Origin of the sequence: Endozoicomonas sp. ALD040 (assembly GCF_049275945.1) — a bacterium.
Taxonomy (GTDB): domain Bacteria; phylum Pseudomonadota; class Gammaproteobacteria; order Pseudomonadales; family Endozoicomonadaceae; genus Endozoicomonas_A.
The window spans coordinates 1,798,401-1,818,492 of record NZ_CP184829.1 but is presented as its reverse complement, the minus strand read 5'-3'; the positions used below and the strand labels follow the sequence as shown (position 1 = coordinate 1,818,492).

The window sequence follows — 20,092 nt, the reverse complement described above, 5'->3', positions numbered from 1 at the left end:
TCTATTCTCGGTCGGCCTCCTAGAGGCTGTCAATGGAGTTAAGTATGAGCTTATTTTTCATCTCAAGCACTGGTGACTTTGGCAGATATTTGAAGGTATTGGGAAAATATGAACTGTGTCACTAGCGGAATCGACAGAATGAAACTGGTTCTAAGCTCTGAGGATTGTTGGGGAAGTACAAAGCTTGTAGTCATTGGTTTGCTCTGTTTGACACTCTCCACCTTGACGGTTGCCGATACAATGTCGAATGGAATCTTTCAGTTAATCAACCAACGGTTGAATTATATGCAGGATGTCGCCTTATCCAAGGCCAAAAGCCACAGTGCGATTGAAGACTTGGCCAGAGAAAAGCAGGTGCTTGAGAAAGCATTGGTCGATGCGCAGCAGGCAGGTTTACAACCGGACTCTATTGTTGGTTTCTTTCAGGCACAGATGGATGCTGCCAAGGCGATTCAATATCGCTATAGGGCTGACTGGTTATCTACCCATCCTGAAAATAGTGAATATCGGGATTTAGCTTCTGAGGTCAGGCCAAAGCTTTTGGAGCTTGGTGATGAAATTGTGGTTAGAATCAGCGAATACCTGAAAGGTGGAGGGTCTTTTGATAATAATCTGCAGAAAGACTTTGTCAGAACGGTGAATACAAAGCATTTATCTGAAAACGATAAAAAGAAGATGTTTGAAAGTCTTCAGAGGATACGTTTGATCAAGAGCTAGTGCAGTGCGTTGAAACCTGTAGTGCATATCATCTCCAAACCAGTCATCAGTCCGCTTGGCTCGATGCTCAAAAAGCATACTCCTGGCTGCACAAGGCGAAATAGTCTCATCGTTGAAACAGTGGTTGGAATGACATCCATAATAGGCTGACAGGGGCTTTTGTTTAGTGTTAGTTAGGTCGGCCTCCTGGCGTCCTTATAAACAGGGCTGTCATCAGATGAAACCGCACTTGATTTCGCTGGCAGTTACGCTATAGTTCCCGTAGCAATACCCCTCCCGCTTCCCGTAAGATCAGCGCACCGTGAGGGGTTACTCGTTTCTGGGGATCAATAAATCCAATAAGTTATCGGTCATTGAAGGGTACTATGAGTTCCTCCGGAAAGAAGCCAGCCCACAAGCGCCCTTATCTCAAGCCTCCTATTACCTTTGCAAAGCAAGTACAGAAGCTTCAGAAACGAAACCTGGAGGTGCCTGACACTGCAAAGGCTGAATTTTACCTTGGGCAGATTAATTATTATCGTTTTACCGCTTACTGTTTGCCCTTTGAGTCTGAAAACACGTTTATTTTCTTGATCTGACACTTACCCGTTCTATCTTTCATGTCTATAAATCGTATGCACAAATAGAATGATGAAAAACTCACTCTATGTGGCACTTCTGTTACTACTTGCTTCATTATCTGTCATCTGTCACGGCGAAATGTTGAAAAGACGATTTGTTGTCGAGTTTCAGCGGGGTGGTGCAAGTTCTCCAATCCAGAATTTTAGTATAAAGAGCGACTCTAACACACTGTCGTGCAACCAGTCAGACATTGCCGAAAAACCACAGGTAATTGGCGGTTGCGGGCTAAAAACGACCCTTATTGAATCTCTTTCCTGGCAATGGGTTTACGCTATCAGTCCGCTGGTTGCTGACGAGTTCCTGATCACTAATACAGCTCCTCAATTCAGAGCTAATCTATGGTTAAGCGTTGGAAGCTTTATCGCTGTCGGCTGGATTATTAAAAGCTATTGGAGCCCCGATTCACCGTTGTTTAAACCGATGGGGCAACTGGAGGCAAGTCAGGATGACTCATTAGCGAACACTGCCATGATGCTCTCCGGAAATGGTCAACAGCAAGGCCAACAACAAAGCCAGCAACAAAGCGAGCAATCAGAATCTTCCAGTGGGCAGGCCTCAGCATACAGCGCCCAAATTCAAGGCTCTGTCACCGGCTCCCTGTCTTCTGACTCTGGTGGCGGCAACGAAGACCCTGAACAACACCAGCAGCATACTTTGGGTTTAAATTGCTTCGTCGATTCCTGTCATGGCGCTTGTATATTCAGACCGTCACCCGAGAACAGTGAGCCAGCTGAATTGCCACTGAATGTTGAGGAAAGTTCGACAGGACAAACAGGAACAACACCAGAGCAAAGCCCATATCCTTGCCCGGAATTCCCAAATAACGTTGAGTCCCAAAATAATTCTCACGAGCCAATGAACCAACAAGACCCCATTCCGGTTAACCCAACTGTAAGCCCGGCAAATGCAGGAGCTGCCAATACAGCCCGTGACAGGGGATACGAATGTGACGTGATACTGGTGCAGGATGGCGACCAGCGACCATGCGGGGAGATCCTCAGGAGTGCCAGAAGGCTGTCGTGTCACAAAATCAGATTCCACACCGGACTAGGTGCAGGGACAGCCAATGCAAATCGTCTCAAAACAGTTGTCTGTGACAGACCAGTGATTTTGAGGAATGGCAGGCGAATGCCATGCGGTTCGCACTTAAGGAATAAAAAATTGCTGTCGAGTCACAAAATGAGATACCACGTTGAGCCAGCATTCTGTGACCTGATAGTGTGCGGGGAGGATGGTGATCAGCGATTATGCGGGACGGTCTTCAGAGATAGTGTACAGCAGCAGAGTCACAGCCAGTTATATCACGAAGGTGAATGGGATATCAGATGGTCGCATCCCGGAAGAAGTGACCATATTATCGGGTCACATTTTTGTGATCTGGCTGCTTTAGTGGATGATGACGCGGGGGGATTGCTGCAACAACTATGCGGAGCGATCTTCAATACTACCCGCCTTTCACCACCCCTATCAGGAATACATGGACTCGTAAAAAATGCCCAAAATTTGAATGATCGTCCACTGCCTTTCCTTCAAGCCAATCACATGTTCCTCCTGATTATTGACCGTTAATACACTAAGCCCCTGGAAACAGAAAAATACCCATCTTGCTGTTGGGTTCTGGCAGGGCTTTTTTTTCTGGTCTGGAAATACACGACTTTGCTTTTTCAGTTCCTGCCTGATTCTGTGCTGGATAGCAGCATAGACCATCAGGCATAGAGTCATCACCATTAACAGGGCTTCAATACGTTCCGCTTTCTTCAGATAGAGCGAAGAGACCAGAAAGTCCGGGCTCTTCAGGAACCGAAAGCCGCCTTCAACTTTTTGTTGCGACTTATAAGTAGACAGCAGCTCAGAGGCATTCAAACTATTTTTATCCAGTTCATTGGTGCTTAGGATAAAACAACCCAGTGAGGCTTCTGCATGCTCCCTTTTCTCGCAGGAAACAAAGCATTCAGCCTGCACAAAGTACTCGAAGTGATCAGGCTTGCTATCCGGCGATGGTCTTCCTTTGCCCGAATAGCAGGGTTTACGGATAACCTCTGGCTCTGTTTCGCTTTGGCAAAGTTTCGATTGTTTCTGCCACAAGGCAAAAGCCTTCAATGCATCGTCCCGGCACAAAAAGGCCTTTTTGCTCAGCTTCTCCAGATCACGGGCCTCTTTCAGTGACTGCTTTTGCATCTTCCGGGTCAATGTTTTCCGTTCACTAAGCCCGCGCTTTTTGTTGAGAAACAGGAACCATCGTTGCTGAACCCCTCCGTAGCAGGAAGGCACTTCAGCTGAGTAGTAATCTTCATAGCCTTCAACAGGCACCAGCGACATGGTTGGCGCTTTGCAGACCAGCTCCTTTGCCTCCTTGATGTTCAGGGGCACCCGGGAGATAAACAGCTGCTTTTGCTCATCAAGCAACTGAAGGGTTTCTGCAACATACATGGCAGCATCAGCAACCAGATAGCGGCTATTCAAAGCGGCCTTAAAACATGACAGATGATTTTTGATAATTTCCTGAAAACAGGTTTTGTCGTTTACATTACCGCTGGCAGGGGCCATAAACACAGGGATGCCCGCCTGATTTTCAGTCATTAACTGCAAGACTACCTGATTCAGGTCAGGCCGGTGGTCACGGCTGTAACCTTGGCAGATATGAATACAATTTAAGTCGTCTGGATTGTCATGACTGTTATAGACTCCATCCACATGAAAGCTGGTGCCATCCAGATTTAATGCCTTGCAAGGAAGTTTCAGATGATTGACGACCTTGACGGCCAGATTGAGATACAAGTCGCTAACACCAGCGTCGTACAAACTGTCGAGAGCCCGACCAAGTACCTTGTCGTTCAAGTGTTCGGCCTGTATATCTTCCCCGATAAGGCGGTCAATCGGCTTATCCTCAAAAAACTCAGGGAGCATGTACAGAGTTTGCCCCGTAAAGCCCAAGCCATTGATGATCATTGCGACTACAGCTTGTCCAATAGTGACATTACGAACATCGGAGTCATTTGTGATACGGGCATCAATGTATTCGGCTATCTTTAACTCCCGACACATAGCGGCAACCAAGCCAAGGTGGTTGAGGTTCTTAGACTGGTATTGAGCTTGAGGCATGTTGGTGCACCTGAATGTCTGTTTATTTCTTTGACAACAGATTTTAGGCAAATATCAATCGGGGTGGTGAAAGGCAGATACTACTGAAGAGCTGCTTCTTCACAGGAGAACATTCCACCAGAAGCAATACCCGTCTGAATGAAATAATCGAAGGGTTTGAAAACGTTCCAATCTCACATATCTTTTGATTTTTAACCGAACGACGGTAGACGTCATTTATAATCAGGTCACGGATGAATTGTATTCCGGCATTTTCTTCCCGGCAAATTTTACCTGATGCAAGCTTTGATTTTTGACAAAAAACCGTTTTTTTTGATTTGTCACTTTTTCGATCTATTTTTTTCTTAACAAATTAGAATGTAGAGATGGAACAATGAAAAACTCGCTCTTTGCGACACTGCTGGCGATAATACCCGTCTTCTGCCAAGCCGAACTGTTGACAAGGCGTTTTGTTGTCGAATTTCAACAGGATGCAGACTCTTTAACCCAAAGCTTTTCTATAAAGAGTGATCTCAATGCGCAGCCACGCATTTCGTCAGACATCGCTGACACAAATGGCTATCCAGGTTCAGATTTTCTATCTGTTGATAAACGACATGGACTTAGCGGTTATGGGTTAAAGACAGCCTTTATCAGGTCCATTCCATGGCAATGGCTTTACGCCACAAATCTACTGGTTGCTCACGAACTGATCCTTACCATCCACGACGCCGCTCTGGGCGCCAAGCCAATTTCATGGTTGCCTTTAGAAGCGTTTGTCCTTGTTGGTTTGCTATTGAAAAGCTATTGGAGCCCCGGTTCACTTCGGTTTGATCCGTTGGAAAAGCCAGAGGCAGCCTCTTTGATGAAGCAGGGGGATGAGCCTTTTTCAATCACCAGGATGATGCTTCCCGGAAATAACCAGCAACAAAACGGCCAACGAAACCAGCAGTCATCATCATCCGGTCAGCAAGCCTCAGGAACCACCTCCACCCAACTTTCCGGTTATTCCAGTAGTCATCTGTCTTCTGGCTCTGGTGGCGGTAACGAAGGCCCTGAACAACGCCAGCATACTCTGGGTTTAGATTGTTACTTCGATTCCTGTCAGGGTGTTTGTAAACTCCGATCATCAACTGATAGCAAGGAGTCCGCCGAAGGGCCGCTGAATGCTGGTGTTTTACCAGCCCAATTCTCCAGTCAAAGCACTGATATCAGGCAGACAATCAGCCATGATAGGACGGGCGTGGCTATTTTATCCATAAACTCAGAAAGGAGCATTGTTAGTGGCATGAGGAGAGAGTTAATAGACTTAGTTGGCTCTATGCTTTGGAAGAATCGACTTGTGTGTGCAGTGGGAACATCCGGTAGGACCAGAGGTCAACTTCAGTTGGAAGTAATGGCTGATTACGATTGCACCCAGGAAGAAAGGCAAGAGTTAAGCACCTATGTGGAGCGTTTCCTGCGAGAAAATGTTCCGGAGCGGTTACGCAATGAATTTAAAGTCATAATCAAATATGAGGGACCTGTGGAACCTTTGTAGGCAGTTTTCTATCTATCTTTCTTGTCCAAAACCCTATACGCGACTGGAATGATGAAAAACATACTCTTGCCGACGCTGCTAGCGATAATATCTGTCTTTTGCCAAGCCGAACTGTTGACAATGCCTTTTGTTGTCGAATTTCAACAGGATGCAGGCTCTTCAACCCAGAGTTTTTCTATAAAGAGTGATCTCAATACACAGCCGCACATCTCGTCAGACATAGCTGACACAAATGGCGATCCAGATTCAGATTTTCTACCTGTTAATAAACGACATAGACTTAGCGGTAATGGATTAAAGACGGCCTTTATCAAGTCCATTTCATGGCAATGGCTTTACGCCACGAATCTGCTGGTTGCTTACGAACTGGTTCATGGCGCTGCTCTGGGCGCCAAGTCAATATCATGGCTACCTTCAGAAGCTTTTGTCCTTGTTGGTTGGCTTTTGAAAAGCTATTGGAACCCCGACTCACTGCTGTTTAATCCACTGGAAAAACCGGGGGTGGCCTCTATGATGTCGCAGGGGGATGAGCCTTTTACAATCACCAGGATGATGCTCCCCGGAAATAACCAACAACAAAACGGCCAACGAAACCAGCAGCCATCATCATCCGGTCAACAAGCCTCAGGAACCTCCTCCAACCAACCTGGCAGTTATTCTAGCAGTCCTCTGTCTTCTGGTTCTGGTGGCGGTAACGAGGGCTCTGAGCAACACCAGCATACTTTGGGTTTAGATTGTTATGTGGATTCCTGTAATGGCGTTTGTAAACTCCGATCATCAACCGATAGCAAAGAGTCCGCCGAAGGGCCTCTGAATACTGGTGTTTTTCCGGATCAATTGTCCACTCAACTCACTGATATCAACCAGACAATCGGCCCTGACAGCGTGACTGTTTCATCCATAAACTCAGAAACGGTATGCACCACGCTCAATCAAGGGGGCGATGCAAATGCCCGGCGCCACAGTGGATCATTGCTGCATAATGCAGTATCGAGAGGTCACAGTAATACTGTCCAATTTCTTTTGGCTGGTGGTGCTGACCCCGATGCCCCGGACCACGAAGGCCACTGTCCGCTATGGTTTGCGATAAGGGATGGACATGCTGAAATCGTTGAACTACTGCTTCATAGCGGTGCCAGTCTGTACCATTCCGGTTACTTTGACCGTACGCTACTGTTGTGCTGGGCGATACGCAGTGGTCCGCAAATGACAGCCACCCTTCTGGCCAACGGCGTGGAACCAAATGATCCCAATGGCTTTCTCTTTCCATTGTCTCTTGCGGTAAGCTCACGTGATCTGAAGGTGATCAAGCTCCTGCTGGCCAATGGTGCCAATCCAAATGTTCGTGATTCTGAGGGCGTTAAAGTTATCCATCAAGATCTGCAAGATAGGCTAGTTTATGGGTATGGGGATGAGTATGGGTATGGGTATGGGTATGGGTATTGTTATTATTCAGAAGGAGTAGAAATCGTCACCATTTTGCTGGCCGGGCACTTTGTTCCATTTGACCAGCTATGGGTTCCCCCGAATGTCAGTAATAAGCACAATAAGCCCGATTTGAGCTTACTCCATCTGGCTGAGAAGAACGGGCATATCAAAGTTGCTAACATCCTGAAGAATTATACACCTGTACCTTATCAACCGGCGTCGCTACAGTGTTGGGCCCGTGCCTCTATCCGCAAGCGGCTGGTGCAGAACCGGGCTAATTTTTGGCAGACCCTGTGCGCCGATTCCAATTGCCTGCAGCTGCCCAAGCACCTGAGAGCTTTTGTTTACCGACCGCTGTCCTTCTGGCAAAAACGTCATAAACCCTTGCCCAAACGAGGGTGGGGATATAAGAGCGGACAATACAGGTCGCGGTAAAAGGCTTTGTGATTTCCCAGTGTGGACTGAAACTCAAAACACGCATCCAATCTCACATATCTTTCGATTTTTAACCGAACGACAGTGGACGACAATTAGACTCGGGTCGGGGATGGTTTGTGTTCTGGCATCTTCTTCCTGAAAAATTTTTACCTCATGCAACCTTTGGTTTTTGACAAAAAACGCTTTTTTGATTTGTCACTTTCTCTATCTATCTTTCTTGTCTGTATACCATATGCACGAGTGCAATGATGAAAAACTCACTCTATGTGGCCATGCTTTTACTGCTTGCCTCATTATCTGTTATCTGTCAGCCCTACCCGTTGACAGAAAGTTTTGTTGTCGAGTTTCAAAAGGATGATGCAGGTTCTTCAATCCAGACTTTTTCTATAAAGCATGACCTCGCTACTCTGTCACGCAACTCGTCAGATATTGCCGACACAAAAGGCTATGCAGAGCCCGATTTATCGCCTCATGATGAACCACATGGACTGAACGTTTACAGGTTAAAAGCCATCCTTATTGAGTCCATTTCATGGCAATTGATTTACGCCACTCATCTGCTGGTGGCTTACGAATGGGTTCTGACCAGCAATGCCCCCCCTTTGAGTGGCAAACCTTATCCATGGCTATTTGTAGAAACGTTTTTAGCTGTCGGCTGGCTTTTGAAAAACTATTGGAAGCCCGATTCATCGCTGTCTGATCTGATAGATCAGCTGAAGGCAAGTCAGGATGACCCGCTTGCAACCATTAATATGATGGTACTTCCTGTCCATGAAAACGGCCAACAAAGTCGGCCATCAGAGTCACCCGGTCAGGAAACCTCAGGGGCAAGCAGTACCGGACTCTCAGGCTCTCTCACCCGGCTCCTGTCTTCTGACTCTGGCGGCGGTAACGAAAATCCTGAACAACACCAGCAGCATACCCTGGCTTTAAATTGTTACGCTGATTCCTGCAATGGCGTCTGTATATTCCGACTATCATCTGATAGCAGAGAGTCAGCTGAAGGACCGCTGAATTCCGAAAAAAGTACGACAGGAGATACAGGCTCAACACCCGGACAAAGTTCCTGTCCCCGCCCGGAAATCTCTTGCAACGTTCAGATCCACAATGATTTCGACGGGCAAATTTACCAGCAAGAGCCCATTCCGGTTAACCCAAATTTACGCCTGATAAATGCAGGGGCAGCCAATAGAATTCGTAACAGGAGAAACGAATGTCATGCGATAGTGATCGGGCTGGATGGAGAGCAGCGGCCATGCGGGATGATCCTCAGGAGTGTCAGAATGTTGTGGCTTCACAGAAGTAAACACCACGCCAAGCCACATTTCTGTGACGTGAGAGTGGCTGGGGAGGACGGCGGACGGCGGCTTTGTGGGAAGATCTTCGGGAATACTGCAGAGCTGCTCCGTCATAAATTAAGGCATGCAATAATGCAGAATAGAAGACTTCATGGAAGGCTTAATAGAAGGCGTTGAGAGTACAAGCCCGGAACGCGCCATGATCTCACATAACTTTCGTTTTTTTAACAGGACAGAGGAGTTTTTGTCTACCGTGAACAGGGGGATATCCTGCCCTCTTCTTGTCGGCGAATTCTTATCCGGTGAGACCTTTAGCCTTTGAAATAATGCTTTTTTTCTTGCTCTATCAATTTTTTGATCTAAGTTTCCCGTTTAGAAAAATGCACAAAACAGATGTAAGGATTAAGTTTTGAAAAAAACACTCTCTTCGTCATTGCTGTTGTTGCTGATGTCAGTGACTGCTATCTGTCAAGCCGAATCATTGAAAAGACATTTTATTGTCGAGTTTCAACAAAATGAAGGTGTTCCAAAAGGGAGCTTTTCTATAAAGCGTGATATTAATTCATTGTCGTGCAATCCGTCATACCTTGCTGACATAAATTATGACGCAGAATCAATTTTTGCGCCTGATGGCAAGCTTGGCAGTGTTGGCGGCTATGGCGCAACAAAGTCCCTTGTTGAATCGATCTCGTGGGAGTTGATTTATGCCACTCATCTGCTGGTTGCTTACAAACTGGTTCTTACCACCAGCGACAACCCTATAAGTAAAAAAGCCAATTCATGGATACCTGTAGAAGCATTTGCCGCTGTCGGCCTGCTTTTGAAAAGCTATTGGAACCCCGATTCGCTGCTGTTTAACCCGATGGATCATCGGGAGGCGACCTCTATGATGACACAGGGGGATGACCCATTTGTGATCACCACTATGATGCACCCCGGAAATGGCCAGCAACAAAGCCAACCACAAAATGAGCAAACTAGTTCATCCGGTCAGCAAGCCTCAGGGACAACAACTGGCACCGGGATTTCAGGCTCTATCACCAGCTCACTGACATCGGGCTCGGGCGATGGTGGCGAAAGCCCTGAACAACCCCAACATACTTATGGTTTAAGTTGTTACGCTGGTTCCTGTCATGGCGTTTGTCAACTCCGATCATCACCCCGTAGAACGGCGAATGAAGAACAAAGTTTGCTTGGTCAGGTTGTAGAGGGGCTTCTCACTCCCGTCCTGTATTTGGCTGGCATCTATTTTACCCCCTGCGCAGCGCGGACTGGCCGAACGAAACGTTCAGAGGGCCATAGACAACCCCAACATACTTACGGTTTCAATTGCCACATCGATTCCTGTTATGGTGAGTGTAAATTCCGAGCACCATCCGATGGCTGAGACCCGGCGGATACACTTCGTACCGGGCCAATGTTCTACAAAATCTGTGATGTGTGCGGGGCACCCTGCTTGGATGCTCACGCCCATAGAATTAAACTTCATCGCAAGTGCTGATAATGATGCAGTTACTCAAGCGACATTTTCTTACCCGGTGCGACCTTTGGTTTCCAGAATCGTTCCCATGTTGGGACCCACAGAGCCTAAGAGCGTGAAGACCAGAGTTTTACGACACTGTTTGAGCATTGGAACAAGTGGTTGTTTTTGAAAAAATGCCTGTTTTCTTGATTTATTAATCTCTTGGTCTAACTTTCCTGTTCAGAAAAAGCACAAAACGCATCTAAGGATTAAGTTTGAAAAAAACACTCTCTTCGTCATTGCTCTTATTGCTGGCGTGGCTGGCTGTTACCTGTCACGCCGAATCGTTGAAAACACATTTTATTGTCGAGTTTGAACACGACGGAGGCGTTTCGGAAGGAAGCTTTTTTATACAGCGTGATCTTGATGCGTTGTCGTATAATCCATCATCCGTCGCAGACATAAGTGATGACGCAGGACTAATTTTGCCGCCTGATGACAATTCACACAGAGTTGGCGGTTATGGCGCAACAAAGTCCCTTATTGAATCGATCTCGTGGGAATTAATTTACGTTAGTCATCTGCTGGTTGCTTACAAATTGATTCTGACCACCGGCGACACCCCTCTGAGCGCCAAATCTTATTCATGGATGCTCGCAGAGGCGTTTGCCACTCTTGGCTTGCTTTTGAAAAGCTATTGGAACCCCGATTCGCCGCTGTTTAACCCGATGGATCAACTGGACCCGGTATCTATGTTGGCACAGGGAGATCACCCGGTTTTGATCACCACCAAGACAAAACCCCAAAATGGCGAAGGACAAAACGGGCAACAAAACCAACCACAAAACCAGCCATCTCAATCGCAAGCCTCAGGAACAACTCCCCATCTTACAACTGCTTTGTCCAGCCTCATGTCCTCAGGCTCTGGGGGCGGTAATCAGGGCCCTGAGCAACCCCGGCATACTCTGAGTTTCAATTGTTATGTCGATTCCTGCAATGGCTTTTGCAGACTCCGACAATTCGGTAGCAGTGAATCAGTTGCAGGGTCGCGGAGTTCCGAAAGAAGTTCGACGGGCCACACTAATCGTGACATGGCAGGAACGCGAACCTATCAGCTGGGAGTCGGTAGTTCTATACTTATTGTCATTCCATCAATCGCATTTCGCAACCGACAAAACTCATTAGCAATCGGCCATCTTGCGGCTGGTTTCGACCCCTCGACTACCAGTGAACCTTGGGTTCGTACCGTCATGTCACGTTCAGAGGTCGGCAGGTTCCCATTTGATCGATTTCGGCCATATGGCGTTATGGTAAGCGACGTTCATGGTCATCTTAGGGAGCTTGGGAACCACACTATGGGTTCTAATTGTTCCTTCGATTCCTGCAATGGCTTTTGCAGACTCCGACAATCCGGCGATAGTGGATCAGCTGAAGGGTCGTTGAGATCCGAAGGAAGTTCGGCGGGCCACACTAATCGTGGCATGACGGGAATGCGAAACAATCAACTAGGAGTCGGTGGTTCTTTGCTTATTGTCATTCCATCAATTGCATTTCGCGAACGACAAAACTCAGCAGCAATCGGCCATCTTGTGGCTGGTTTCGACCCCTCGACTACCAGCGAACCTTGGGTTCGTATCTGCATAGGACGTTCAGAAGCTGCCAGGTTCCCACTTGATCGATTTCGGCCATATGGCGTTATGGTAAGCGACGTTCATGGTCATCTTAGGGAGCTTGGGAACCATACTATGAGTTCTAATTGTTTCTTCGATTCCTGCAATGGCTTTTGCAGACTCGGAGAATCCGGTGGATCAACTGAAGTGTCGCTGAGATCCGAAGGAAGTTCGGCGGGCCGAACACAAACCTTTCAGCCACAAGCTGGTGGATCTTCGGTTAGTGTCATGCCATCAAGTGCAAGTGGTGCAGGACAAAACTGGCGACAAAACCAACCATCTCAATTGCAAGCCTCAGGAGCAAGCTTGCATTCTCTGCCTGGTTTCAACCTCACGTCTTGCGGCTTTGGCCGTGGATCTTCGTTTCTTAACGCCCTATTAGCCGTGTCATTATCAATTTCGCGACTTCCGCCAATAAGCGGCGCTCATAATCATTCAACGGAGCTTGCGGGCATCCCGGAAGATTCCAGCGATACCCATGGAGCAGGGTGGGATGTTGATTCCGATATGGATGTCGATCCCTATGAGGAGTAGTCCGCAGTGCTCAATAAACCTGTAACTTGTTCCCGGGCTCCAGAGGTCGTCACAAAGCTCTGGTTCCCACGCTGGGACCCACCGGACCTGGACGTAGGAATGCGTTGCGAGAGTTATGCGATACCGGCAAAAGCCAGAGGTTTGGGGGTCTCAAACTTTATTACCTGAACCTGCGTAAAGCATCGCCCAATCGGGCGGTGATATAAGCAACAAGCCCGTGTAGGGCTTGCAGAACCGGAATCCTTAATTATTTACAGGCGCTTATCGTTTCTGTAATATTCCTGCCATGAAAACTAAACGTGCCTACAAAGAACGATTCTACCCAACGCCGGAACAGGAAATACTTCTTGCCCAGTCGTTAGGTTGCGCCCGTTTTGTCTATAACAACACCCTCCGTTTTCGCACTGATGCCTACTACAAAGACGGGCAATCTATCTCCCATTCCGAGGCAGAAAAGCGGCTTGTGTCGCTCAAGACAGAGTTCCCATTTCTGGCAGATGTATCCAGTGTCATCCTACAACAAACACTCAGGGATCAGCAGGAAGCCTTCAAGAACTTTTGGGCTGGCAGGGCGAAATACCCTAAGTTCAAAAAAAGACATTCAAGACAAAGTATGCGGCTGACAAAGGCTGCTTTCAGCGTTAAAAACGGCCACCTGTTTATAGCCAAAAGCAAAGAGCCTCTGAACATTCGCTGGAGCAGAGAACTGTCTTCTGAGCCTTCCAGTGTCACTATCAGCAAAGATCGGGCAGGCCGGTACTTTGTTTCTATGTTGTGCGAATTTGAAGCTAAAGCAATGCCTATTAGAAATAAGACAGTGGGCATTGATTTAGGTTTGAATGATCTGTTCATCACTTCAGACGGTGAAAAATCCGGTAATCCAAGGCACACCAAACGCTACGAGCGAAAGCTCGCCTACCTTCAGCGTCAGTTGTCGAAAAAGCAGAAAGGCAGCAGCAACAGAGCTAAAGCAAAGCTCAAGGTTGCTCGTATCCATGCAAAAATTGCCGATTGCCGGATGGATGCTACTCACAAGGCATCCCGCGAATTTATAGACGAGAACCAAGTTGTTTGCGTAGAGTCTCTGAACGTGAAGGGTATGATTCAAAATCCAAAGCTGGCCAAGCACATAGCCGATGCAAACTGGGGAGAATTTGTCCGACAGTTGCAATACAAGGCGGAGTGGGCAGAAAGAAAGGTTGTTCAGATTGACCGGTTCTTTCCAAGCTCCAAGCGTTGCTCCGGCTGTGGGTTTGTCCATGAAAGCTTGCCGTTGTCTATTCGTGAATGGGAGTGTCCAGAGTGCCGCACTCATCACGACCGGGACATTAACGCAGCAAAGAATATCAAAACCGCCGGGCTGGCGGGGTTAGCCTGTGGAGCGACTGGAACGGGGATGGCTGCGAAAGCAACCATCTAGGGAAGGCGTGACGAAGCAGGAAGGTTCTTGGAGCGATCTAAGAACCCTCGCCCGATAGGGCGGGGAGTGTCAGAAAGCAGCAATGAAGTTTTTCAGGGTAATAATAATCAAAACCAGTACCATCAGGGAAAAGTCCAATCCTCCCAAAGGCGGAATTACTCGTCTGATCCTGCTGCTCAGAGGCTCGGTCAGTTGATGCAGCAGCATCAGGCCCGGGTTGTAACTGCCGGGTGCTACCCAGCTGGCAATAGCGATGACGATCAGGCTGAACATATAAATGTTCAAAACTTCACCTGCCAGCTCCTTAAGGCTGACAATCAGCACCTGGGGAAAAGGAATCGCATTAGCGGCAATACCCTGAACCATAAAGAGTACGTAAACCAGCAGTATCTGCAAGATCAGGGCAAGGACCAGAGCAGCCAGATCCAGACCACCCATTCCCGGAATTACTTTCCTGAGAGGATTCAGTAGCGGTGAAGTGACTTTGACAATGGCCTGGGAGATGGGGTTATAAAAGTCTGCTTTAACCAGTTGCAGCAGAAAGCGCAGCAGTACAGCCATGATATACAGACCTCCCAGGGTCTGTATCAGAAAGACGAGGCTGGAGGAGAGTGCTGACATAAAAATCCTTCGTGTTTAAACAGCCATGGTTAAATAAAAGTGAGCAAGCCGGGGAAGCAAGGTGGCTTATGTGGCTGAGCCCAGTGTCCTGACCAGTTTACTATGAAACTTCCGGTTGCGGGAAATAGAGGCTCCTAGTCAGCCAGTTGTTCTGCCAGTTCCGCACCCCTTTCTTTTGCAGCCTTAACCGCCTTGTAAACCACCGCTTCAAAGCCTTCCTGTCGGAAGGTTTTCAAAGCCCGTTCAGTGGTTCCGCCGGGAGAGGTGACTCTTCTGCGAAGCTCGGCAGCATCAACATCACTCTGAACGGCCATGTTTGCAGCTCCCAGAGCGGTTTGCAATGAAAAACGTTCAGCGGTTTCATGATCCAGCCCCAGCCTGACCCCGGCTTCTGCCATGGCTTCCATCATCAGGAAAAAGTAAGCCGGACCCGAACCTGATAAGGCGGTGATGGTATCGACCTGTTCTTCTTTGTCCAGCCAGTGAAGAATGCCAATGGGTGAAAAAATCTCATTGGCAATGGCTTTCAGTTCATCCGTTACCCAGGGATTGGCGAACAGGCCTGTCGCACCAAAATGCAGAAGTGATGGCGTATTGGGCATACTGCGGACAATGGGCAGGCCGCCGCCAGTCCAGACATCCAGACTATCTAGGCGGATACCGGCAGCTACAGAAATAATGAAGGGCTTATGCGCCTGAAGCACGGAGGCCAGTTCAATCAGAACCGCTCTCATCATCTGAGGTTTAACAGCAAGCACCACAATTTCAGCCTTTTCTGCTGCTTCCAGATTGCTGGTAGAGGTATGAATACCGAGTTGGTCAGAACATTTTCTGGCACTTTCCTGCGTTTGGCAGGAAGCGAATATTCTCTCTTTCGGCCAGCCGTGTTCAATCAATCCACCCATGATGCTGCTGGCCATATTGCCAGCACCGATGAATGCGATGGTCTTATTGGTCATTCCTGACTCCTTGATGGTTCTGACTTCTGGCCCCGAAAAGAGCCGTACCAATGCGAACCATGGTTGCCCCTTCAGCAATGGCTGCCTCCAGGTCACTGGTCATTCCCATGGACAATGTGTCCATAGTTAGATGGTGCTCACGGTTAAGAGATTCAAGGGCATTTGCCAGCTTTTTAAAGGGAGCCCGCTGTTTAACTTCATCTTCTTCCGGTGCGGGTATTGCCATCAGTCCGCGCAGCTGAAGCCTGGGGAGTTGGGATATGGCTGCTGCCAGTTCAGGAAGTTCTGTCAGAGTGACCCCGGATTTACTTTCTTCTTCGCTGATATTGACCTGAAGACAGATATTCAGGGGCGGAAGTTGTTCCGGGCGCTGATCATTGAGTCGTTGGGCAATTTTAAAACGATCGACACTGTGTACCCATTGGAAGTGACTGGCAATATCGCGGGTTTTGTTCGATTGGATCGGTCCGATAAAATGCCAGACCAACCCTTCCAGATCGCTGAGTTGGGTTATTTTATCCACAGCCTCCTGCAAATAGTTTTCGCCAAAATCCCTCTGACCCAGCTGCCAGGCCTCGGCAATCATCCCGGCAGGTTTGGTTTTACTGACTGCCAGAAGTTTTACCTGACTTTCCCGGCCGCTGGCTTGCTCAGCTTTGTGAATTCTTTCAAAAACCTGGTCGAATTGACTTTTTAATAAGGTCATCAGCCTGTACAGTAGTTGGTTAATAGGTAGAAACCGATATTTCGGTTGAACATAAGAAGGAGTCCCGGTCTATTTTACCTGCGTCCGGGTTTCAGGGGGAAATTCATGGACATAACCGAACTGCTGGCCTTCAGTCACAAGCAAGGCGCTTCGGATCTTCACATCTCAGCCGGCCTGCCACCCATGATTCGTATAGACGGGGATATTCGCCGGATTAACCTGCCTCCCATGGATCACAAGCACGTTCACAGCCTGATCTATGACGTCATGAACGACAAGCAGCGAAAAGACTACGAAGAGAAGCTGGAAACTGACTTTTCGTTTGAAGTCCCCGGCGTCGCCCGCTTTCGTGTCAACGCCTTTAACCAGAGCCGCGGAGCCGGTGCTGTATTTCGTACTATCCCCAGTAAAGTGCTTTCGATGGATGAACTGGGCATGGGTCAGGTGTTCAAGGATATTGCTCTGAAGCCCCGGGGGCTGGTACTGGTGACGGGCCCTACAGGTTCCGGTAAGAGTACCAGTCTGGCGGCCATGATGGATTACATCAATGACAACAAGTATGAGCATATACTAACCATCGAAGACCCCATTGAATTTGTTCACACCTCGAAAAAATGTCTGGTCAACCAGCGGGAAGTTCACAGGGATACCCACAGTTTCAGCGACGCACTGCGCTCGGCACTTCGTGAAGACCCCGATATTATCCTGGTGGGTGAGATGCGCGATCTTGAAACCATTCGTCTTGCGCTGACGGCTGCAGAAACCGGTCACCTGGTTTTTGGAACTCTGCATACCACCTCCGCAGCCAAGACGATAGACCGTGTGGTGGACGTATTCCCGGGAGCTGAAAAAGCCATGGTGCGCTCCATGCTTTCAGAATCCCTGCAGGCAGTTATCTCCCAGACCCTGCTCAAGAAAAACGGCGGCGGACGTGTGGCAGCCCACGAGATTATGATCGGTACTCCTGCTATTCGTAACCTGATTCGCGAAGACAAGATTGCCCAGATGTACTCTTCCATCCAGACCGGAGGTGCCCTGGGTATGCAGACACTTGACCAGTGTCTCCACGAGCTGGTGAGAAAAGGCTTGATTGCCAAAGATGTGGCTCAGGAAAAAGCCCGGGACCCGGAAAACTTTTAACCATGGATATCAATCGTTTACTAAAAGTGATGGCCGAAAAGAAGGCCTCTGACTTATTTATCACGGCTGGCTTTCCACCCAGTTTTAAACTCAATGGCAGGATTGTTCCTGTCACCAGGGAACCTCTGGCACCTGCCATGACCCGGGACATGGTCTACGGTGTGATGGATGAGGATCAAAAAGCCGAATTTAATCGCGAGCATGAATGCAACTTTGCAATATCAGCCTCTGGAATAGGTCGCTTTCGTGTCAGTGCTTTCTACCAGCGAAATCTGGCTGGCATGGTATTGAGAAGGATTGAGACCGAGATCCCGACACTGGATCAGCTGAAGTTGCCGAAGGTGATTAAAGACCTTTCCATGACCAGAAGAGGCCTTGTGCTTTTTGTTGGGGCGACCGGTGTTGGTAAATCGACTTCCCTTGCGGCGATGCTCGGGCATCGGAATGAACATGCCTGCGGGCACATCATCAGTATTGAAGACCCGATCGAATTTATCCATCAGCATCGCAAATCCATTGTCACCCAGCGTGAAGTAGGCATTGATACAGAGTCGTATGCCGTGGCTCTGAAAAACACCCTGCGACAGGCACCGGATGTCATCATGATTGGTGAAATAAGGACCCGTGAAACTATGGAATATGCCCTGGCATTCGCAGAGACAGGGCATCTCTGTCTGGCGACACTGCACGCAAATAATGCTAATCAGGCACTGGAAAGGATTATCCATTTCTTCCCGGCGGATCGTCATAGTCAGATATGGATGGATTTATCCCTGAACCTGAAAGGCCTGGTTGCCCAGCAGCTGGTGAGAACCCGGGATGGCAAAGATCGCCGGGCAGCCGTTGAAGTCCTTCTCAATACACCCTTGATTCAGGATACTATCCTTCACGGCAATGTTCATGAACTCAAGAGTATTATGAAGAAGTCCCGCGAGCTGGGTATGCAAACCTTTGATCAGGCGTTGTTTGAGCTTTATAACAATCGAGAAATCACCTACGAAGAAGCTCTGGCGCATGCGGATTCACCCAACGATCTGCGTCTCATGATCAAGCTGGGGCCAGAGGCTGATGGGGAGCATCTGACCAAAATGGCAGACAAGCTTAGTTTGCAGCATGAGGAGATCTATTAGAGCCCGATTGAAGCCCGGTATCAGAGCCCCTTGAGGGAGGGAGTATCGTAGTCCGGGCACTCTTTAATGTAATTCTGTTGAAGGGTTACAAAATCCTCTTTGGTGAAAATATCGGTATGGATGTCTGCTTTGGTGAGACGGTTCAGGCAGCGTTCCTGCTTTGTCGCCGTTTCACGCAATTCTCTTGGCAGCAGAATGACGTTCACCAGCTCTCTGTTGCCTTTCATATCCACCTGCTCCACTAAACTGCCTATGCAACATAGCGCACAATCTGGCAGGCCTTTCGTCATTCGCTGTGCGTAGTCTGCCTTCATCCCGTAACCAACGAGCGCACTGGGTGTTACTTTGCGCCGGATCTCAAATTTCTGAGGCGAAATAATAGACAGGTGTTCAATACTTCCGAAGCAGCGATCACCGCCTTCAACGAGCAAAGTCTGGGTCAGTGTCGTGTTATTGGGGACCTGCTTTTGCAGTGAGATACCCTCAACCAGAAAAGCATGGCTAAATGTGCCGCTGCCTCCGTAACTGACAGAATAACTCATCAACACCTGCTGGTTTTCCATCTGCCCAATCAATGTATAGCTGGAATAAGTGGGTAAACCGGTTTCACTGTTGTATTCGGGTTGATCATTTTTTTCAAAAACAGCCTGCCATGGGGTAGGCTGCTTGAAAGGGTAACTGAGGTATTTGTTCATGCAGTCATTCAGGTCGATGGTCTTCTTGCCTGACGACTGGCTGCCTGCTTCCAGATTGGCGAAAGGTTCAAAGCAGAGAGGGTGAATAATTTCCCTCTCACCGGCCTGGGATTTCAGGCACAGGGTAGTCAGAAACAGAATAAACAGAGTTGAAAGAGCGTAGCTAGAGTACCGGGTTGTTCTCATCGTTCATCCAGCCTTCCAGTATGATTTGTGCTGCCATACCATCGACGGGACTAGAGCCATAGTGCCCACTGTGGCCCAGTTTGTTTGCCCAGTCTTTGGCTTCAAAAGAGCTTAGACGCTCATCCGCTTCGAAGAAAGGCAGGTTGTAACGACCATGGAGACGTTTGCCGAACTTTCTGGCTCGCATCGACATCGGGGACTCGGTGCCGTCCATATTCAGAGGGATACCCACCACAACGGCATCCGGCTGCCATTCTTCAATCAGCGCAGCAACATCGGTCCAGTTTGGAATACCATCTTTTGCTTTGATAGAAGGTAATGCTGTCGCCGTTCGAGTCACAGCCTGACCGACAGCCACACCAATATTACGTGTACCAAAGTCAAAGCCCATCAGGGTATTCAGTTTTTTTTCAGTCATGTTTTCTTTAACGTTGCCAGAGTGAGCC

16 protein-coding genes are annotated in these 20,092 nt (G+C 48.3%); 10 read left to right on the top strand and 6 right to left on the bottom strand.

Going from position 1 to position 20,092, the window contains the following annotated elements; genetic code table 11:
• Nucleotides 1–138 precede the first annotated feature (138 nt).
• Both ACOJUN_RS05905 and ACOJUN_RS05900 read left to right on the top strand, forming a co-directional pair.
• Entirely contained in the window at nt 139–717 is a 579-nt protein-coding gene (locus ACOJUN_RS05905) for a chorismate mutase (protein ID WP_422135739.1), read from the top strand.
• Nucleotides 718–1,344: 627 nt separating this feature from the next.
• Nucleotides 1,345–2,907, top strand: a complete 1,563-nt coding sequence (locus ACOJUN_RS05900) for a hypothetical protein (RefSeq protein WP_422135738.1) — start codon at nt 1,345–1,347, stop codon at nt 2,905–2,907.
• On the opposite strand, the gene ACOJUN_RS05895 is transcribed toward ACOJUN_RS05900, so the two are convergent.
• Nucleotides 2,806–4,440, bottom strand: a complete 1,635-nt coding sequence (locus ACOJUN_RS05895; RefSeq protein ID WP_422135029.1) for an IS1634 family transposase — start codon at nt 4,438–4,440, stop codon at nt 2,806–2,808. The two genes, ACOJUN_RS05900 and ACOJUN_RS05895, sit on opposite strands and share 102 nt — an antisense overlap.
• Before the next feature lie 373 nt (nt 4,441–4,813).
• Here ACOJUN_RS05895 and ACOJUN_RS05890 point away from each other — a divergent pair, with 373 nt between their 5' ends.
• The 6 genes from ACOJUN_RS05890 to ACOJUN_RS05865 all read left to right on the top strand — a co-directional run bounded on the left by ACOJUN_RS05890 (nt 4,814) and on the right by ACOJUN_RS05865 (nt 14,209).
• Nucleotides 4,814–5,959 carry a hypothetical protein gene (locus ACOJUN_RS05890; protein ID WP_422135737.1) on the top strand — a complete coding sequence of 382 codons (1,146 nt, stop codon included), beginning with the start codon at nt 4,814–4,816 and terminating at the stop codon, nt 5,957–5,959.
• A 120-nt stretch (nt 5,960–6,079) separates the two neighbouring features.
• Nucleotides 6,080–7,822 (top strand): ankyrin repeat domain-containing protein, encoded by a 1,743-nt coding sequence (locus ACOJUN_RS05885; protein WP_422135736.1) that lies wholly within the window; start codon nt 6,080–6,082, stop codon nt 7,820–7,822.
• 248 nt (nt 7,823–8,070) lie between these two features.
• Nucleotides 8,071–9,300: a hypothetical protein gene (locus tag ACOJUN_RS05880; RefSeq protein ID WP_422135735.1), complete on the top strand. Its 1,230-nt coding sequence runs from the start codon at nt 8,071–8,073 to the stop codon at nt 9,298–9,300.
• Between the two features lie 232 nt (nt 9,301–9,532).
• Entirely contained in the window at nt 9,533–10,510 is a 978-nt protein-coding gene (locus ACOJUN_RS05875) for a hypothetical protein (RefSeq protein ID WP_422135734.1), read from the top strand.
• 350 nt (nt 10,511–10,860) lie between these two features.
• Complete coding sequence (locus ACOJUN_RS05870) at nt 10,861–12,789, top strand: hypothetical protein (protein ID WP_422135733.1); 1,929 nt, start codon at nt 10,861–10,863, stop codon at nt 12,787–12,789.
• A gap of 286 nt (nt 12,790–13,075) precedes the next feature.
• Complete coding sequence (locus ACOJUN_RS05865) at nt 13,076–14,209, top strand: RNA-guided endonuclease InsQ/TnpB family protein (protein WP_422135732.1); 1,134 nt, start codon at nt 13,076–13,078, stop codon at nt 14,207–14,209.
• 69 nt (nt 14,210–14,278) lie between these two features.
• Here the strand turns inward: ACOJUN_RS05865 and ACOJUN_RS05860 are convergent, their stop codons facing one another.
• The 3 genes from ACOJUN_RS05860 to ACOJUN_RS05850 form a co-directional block, all read right to left on the bottom strand.
• On the bottom strand, nt 14,279–14,830 hold the full coding sequence (locus ACOJUN_RS05860; RefSeq protein ID WP_422135731.1) for a YggT family protein: 552 nt from the start codon (nt 14,828–14,830) through the stop codon (nt 14,279–14,281).
• A 134-nt stretch (nt 14,831–14,964) separates the two neighbouring features.
• A complete protein-coding gene (proC, locus tag ACOJUN_RS05855) occupies nt 14,965–15,789 on the bottom strand; it encodes a pyrroline-5-carboxylate reductase (protein ID WP_422135730.1) in 825 nt (274 codons plus the stop codon).
• Nucleotides 15,779–16,495 (bottom strand): YggS family pyridoxal phosphate-dependent enzyme, encoded by a 717-nt coding sequence (locus ACOJUN_RS05850; protein ID WP_422135729.1) that lies wholly within the window; start codon nt 16,493–16,495, stop codon nt 15,779–15,781. Before ACOJUN_RS05850 ends, proC begins: the two co-directional genes overlap by 11 nt.
• 105 nt (nt 16,496–16,600) lie before the next feature.
• Here ACOJUN_RS05850 and ACOJUN_RS05845 point away from each other — a divergent pair, with 105 nt between their 5' ends.
• Nucleotides 16,601–17,635: a type IV pilus twitching motility protein PilT gene (locus ACOJUN_RS05845; protein ID WP_422135728.1), complete on the top strand. Its 1,035-nt coding sequence runs from the start codon at nt 16,601–16,603 to the stop codon at nt 17,633–17,635.
• Nucleotides 17,636–17,637: 2 nt separating this feature from the next.
• A complete protein-coding gene (locus tag ACOJUN_RS05840; RefSeq protein WP_422135727.1) occupies nt 17,638–18,765 on the top strand; it encodes a PilT/PilU family type 4a pilus ATPase in 1,128 nt (375 codons plus the stop codon).
• 20 nt (nt 18,766–18,785) lie between these two features.
• On the opposite strand, the gene ACOJUN_RS05835 is transcribed toward ACOJUN_RS05840, so the two are convergent.
• Nucleotides 18,786–19,646 carry a hypothetical protein gene (locus ACOJUN_RS05835; RefSeq protein ID WP_422135726.1) on the bottom strand — a complete coding sequence of 287 codons (861 nt, stop codon included), beginning with the start codon at nt 19,644–19,646 and terminating at the stop codon, nt 18,786–18,788.
• On the bottom strand, nt 19,624–20,064 hold the full coding sequence (ruvX, locus tag ACOJUN_RS05830) for a Holliday junction resolvase RuvX (protein WP_422135725.1): 441 nt from the start codon (nt 20,062–20,064) through the stop codon (nt 19,624–19,626). Before ruvX ends, ACOJUN_RS05835 begins: the two co-directional genes overlap by 23 nt.
• Nucleotides 20,065–20,092: the final 28 nt, after the last annotated feature.

Bases quoted from the DNA above. Each gene is read 5' to 3' on its own strand.
- ACOJUN_RS05900 (WP_422135738.1), top strand. From the start codon at position 1,345: ATGATGAAAAACTCACTCTATGTGGCACTTCTGTTACTACTTGCTTCA.
- ACOJUN_RS05890 (WP_422135737.1), top strand. From the start codon at position 4,814: ATGAAAAACTCGCTCTTTGCGACACTGCTGGCGATAATACCCGTCTTC.
- ruvX (WP_422135725.1), bottom strand. From the start codon at position 20,064: ATGACTGAAAAAAAACTGAATACCCTGATGGGCTTTGACTTTGGTACA.
- ACOJUN_RS05905 (WP_422135739.1), top strand. From the start codon at position 139: ATGAAACTGGTTCTAAGCTCTGAGGATTGTTGGGGAAGTACAAAGCTT.
- ACOJUN_RS05835 (WP_422135726.1), bottom strand. From the start codon at position 19,646: ATGAGAACAACCCGGTACTCTAGCTACGCTCTTTCAACTCTGTTTATT.
- ACOJUN_RS05850 (WP_422135729.1), bottom strand. From the start codon at position 16,495: ATGACCTTATTAAAAAGTCAATTCGACCAGGTTTTTGAAAGAATTCAC.
- ACOJUN_RS05880 (WP_422135735.1), top strand. From the start codon at position 8,071: ATGATGAAAAACTCACTCTATGTGGCCATGCTTTTACTGCTTGCCTCA.
- ACOJUN_RS05885 (WP_422135736.1), top strand. From the start codon at position 6,080: ATGCCTTTTGTTGTCGAATTTCAACAGGATGCAGGCTCTTCAACCCAG.
- ACOJUN_RS05840 (WP_422135727.1), top strand. From the start codon at position 17,638: ATGGATATCAATCGTTTACTAAAAGTGATGGCCGAAAAGAAGGCCTCT.
- proC (WP_422135730.1), bottom strand. From the start codon at position 15,789: ATGACCAATAAGACCATCGCATTCATCGGTGCTGGCAATATGGCCAGC.
- ACOJUN_RS05845 (WP_422135728.1), top strand. From the start codon at position 16,601: ATGGACATAACCGAACTGCTGGCCTTCAGTCACAAGCAAGGCGCTTCG.
- ACOJUN_RS05865 (WP_422135732.1), top strand. From the start codon at position 13,076: ATGAAAACTAAACGTGCCTACAAAGAACGATTCTACCCAACGCCGGAA.
- ACOJUN_RS05895 (WP_422135029.1), bottom strand. From the start codon at position 4,440: ATGCCTCAAGCTCAATACCAGTCTAAGAACCTCAACCACCTTGGCTTG.
- ACOJUN_RS05860 (WP_422135731.1), bottom strand. From the start codon at position 14,830: ATGTCAGCACTCTCCTCCAGCCTCGTCTTTCTGATACAGACCCTGGGA.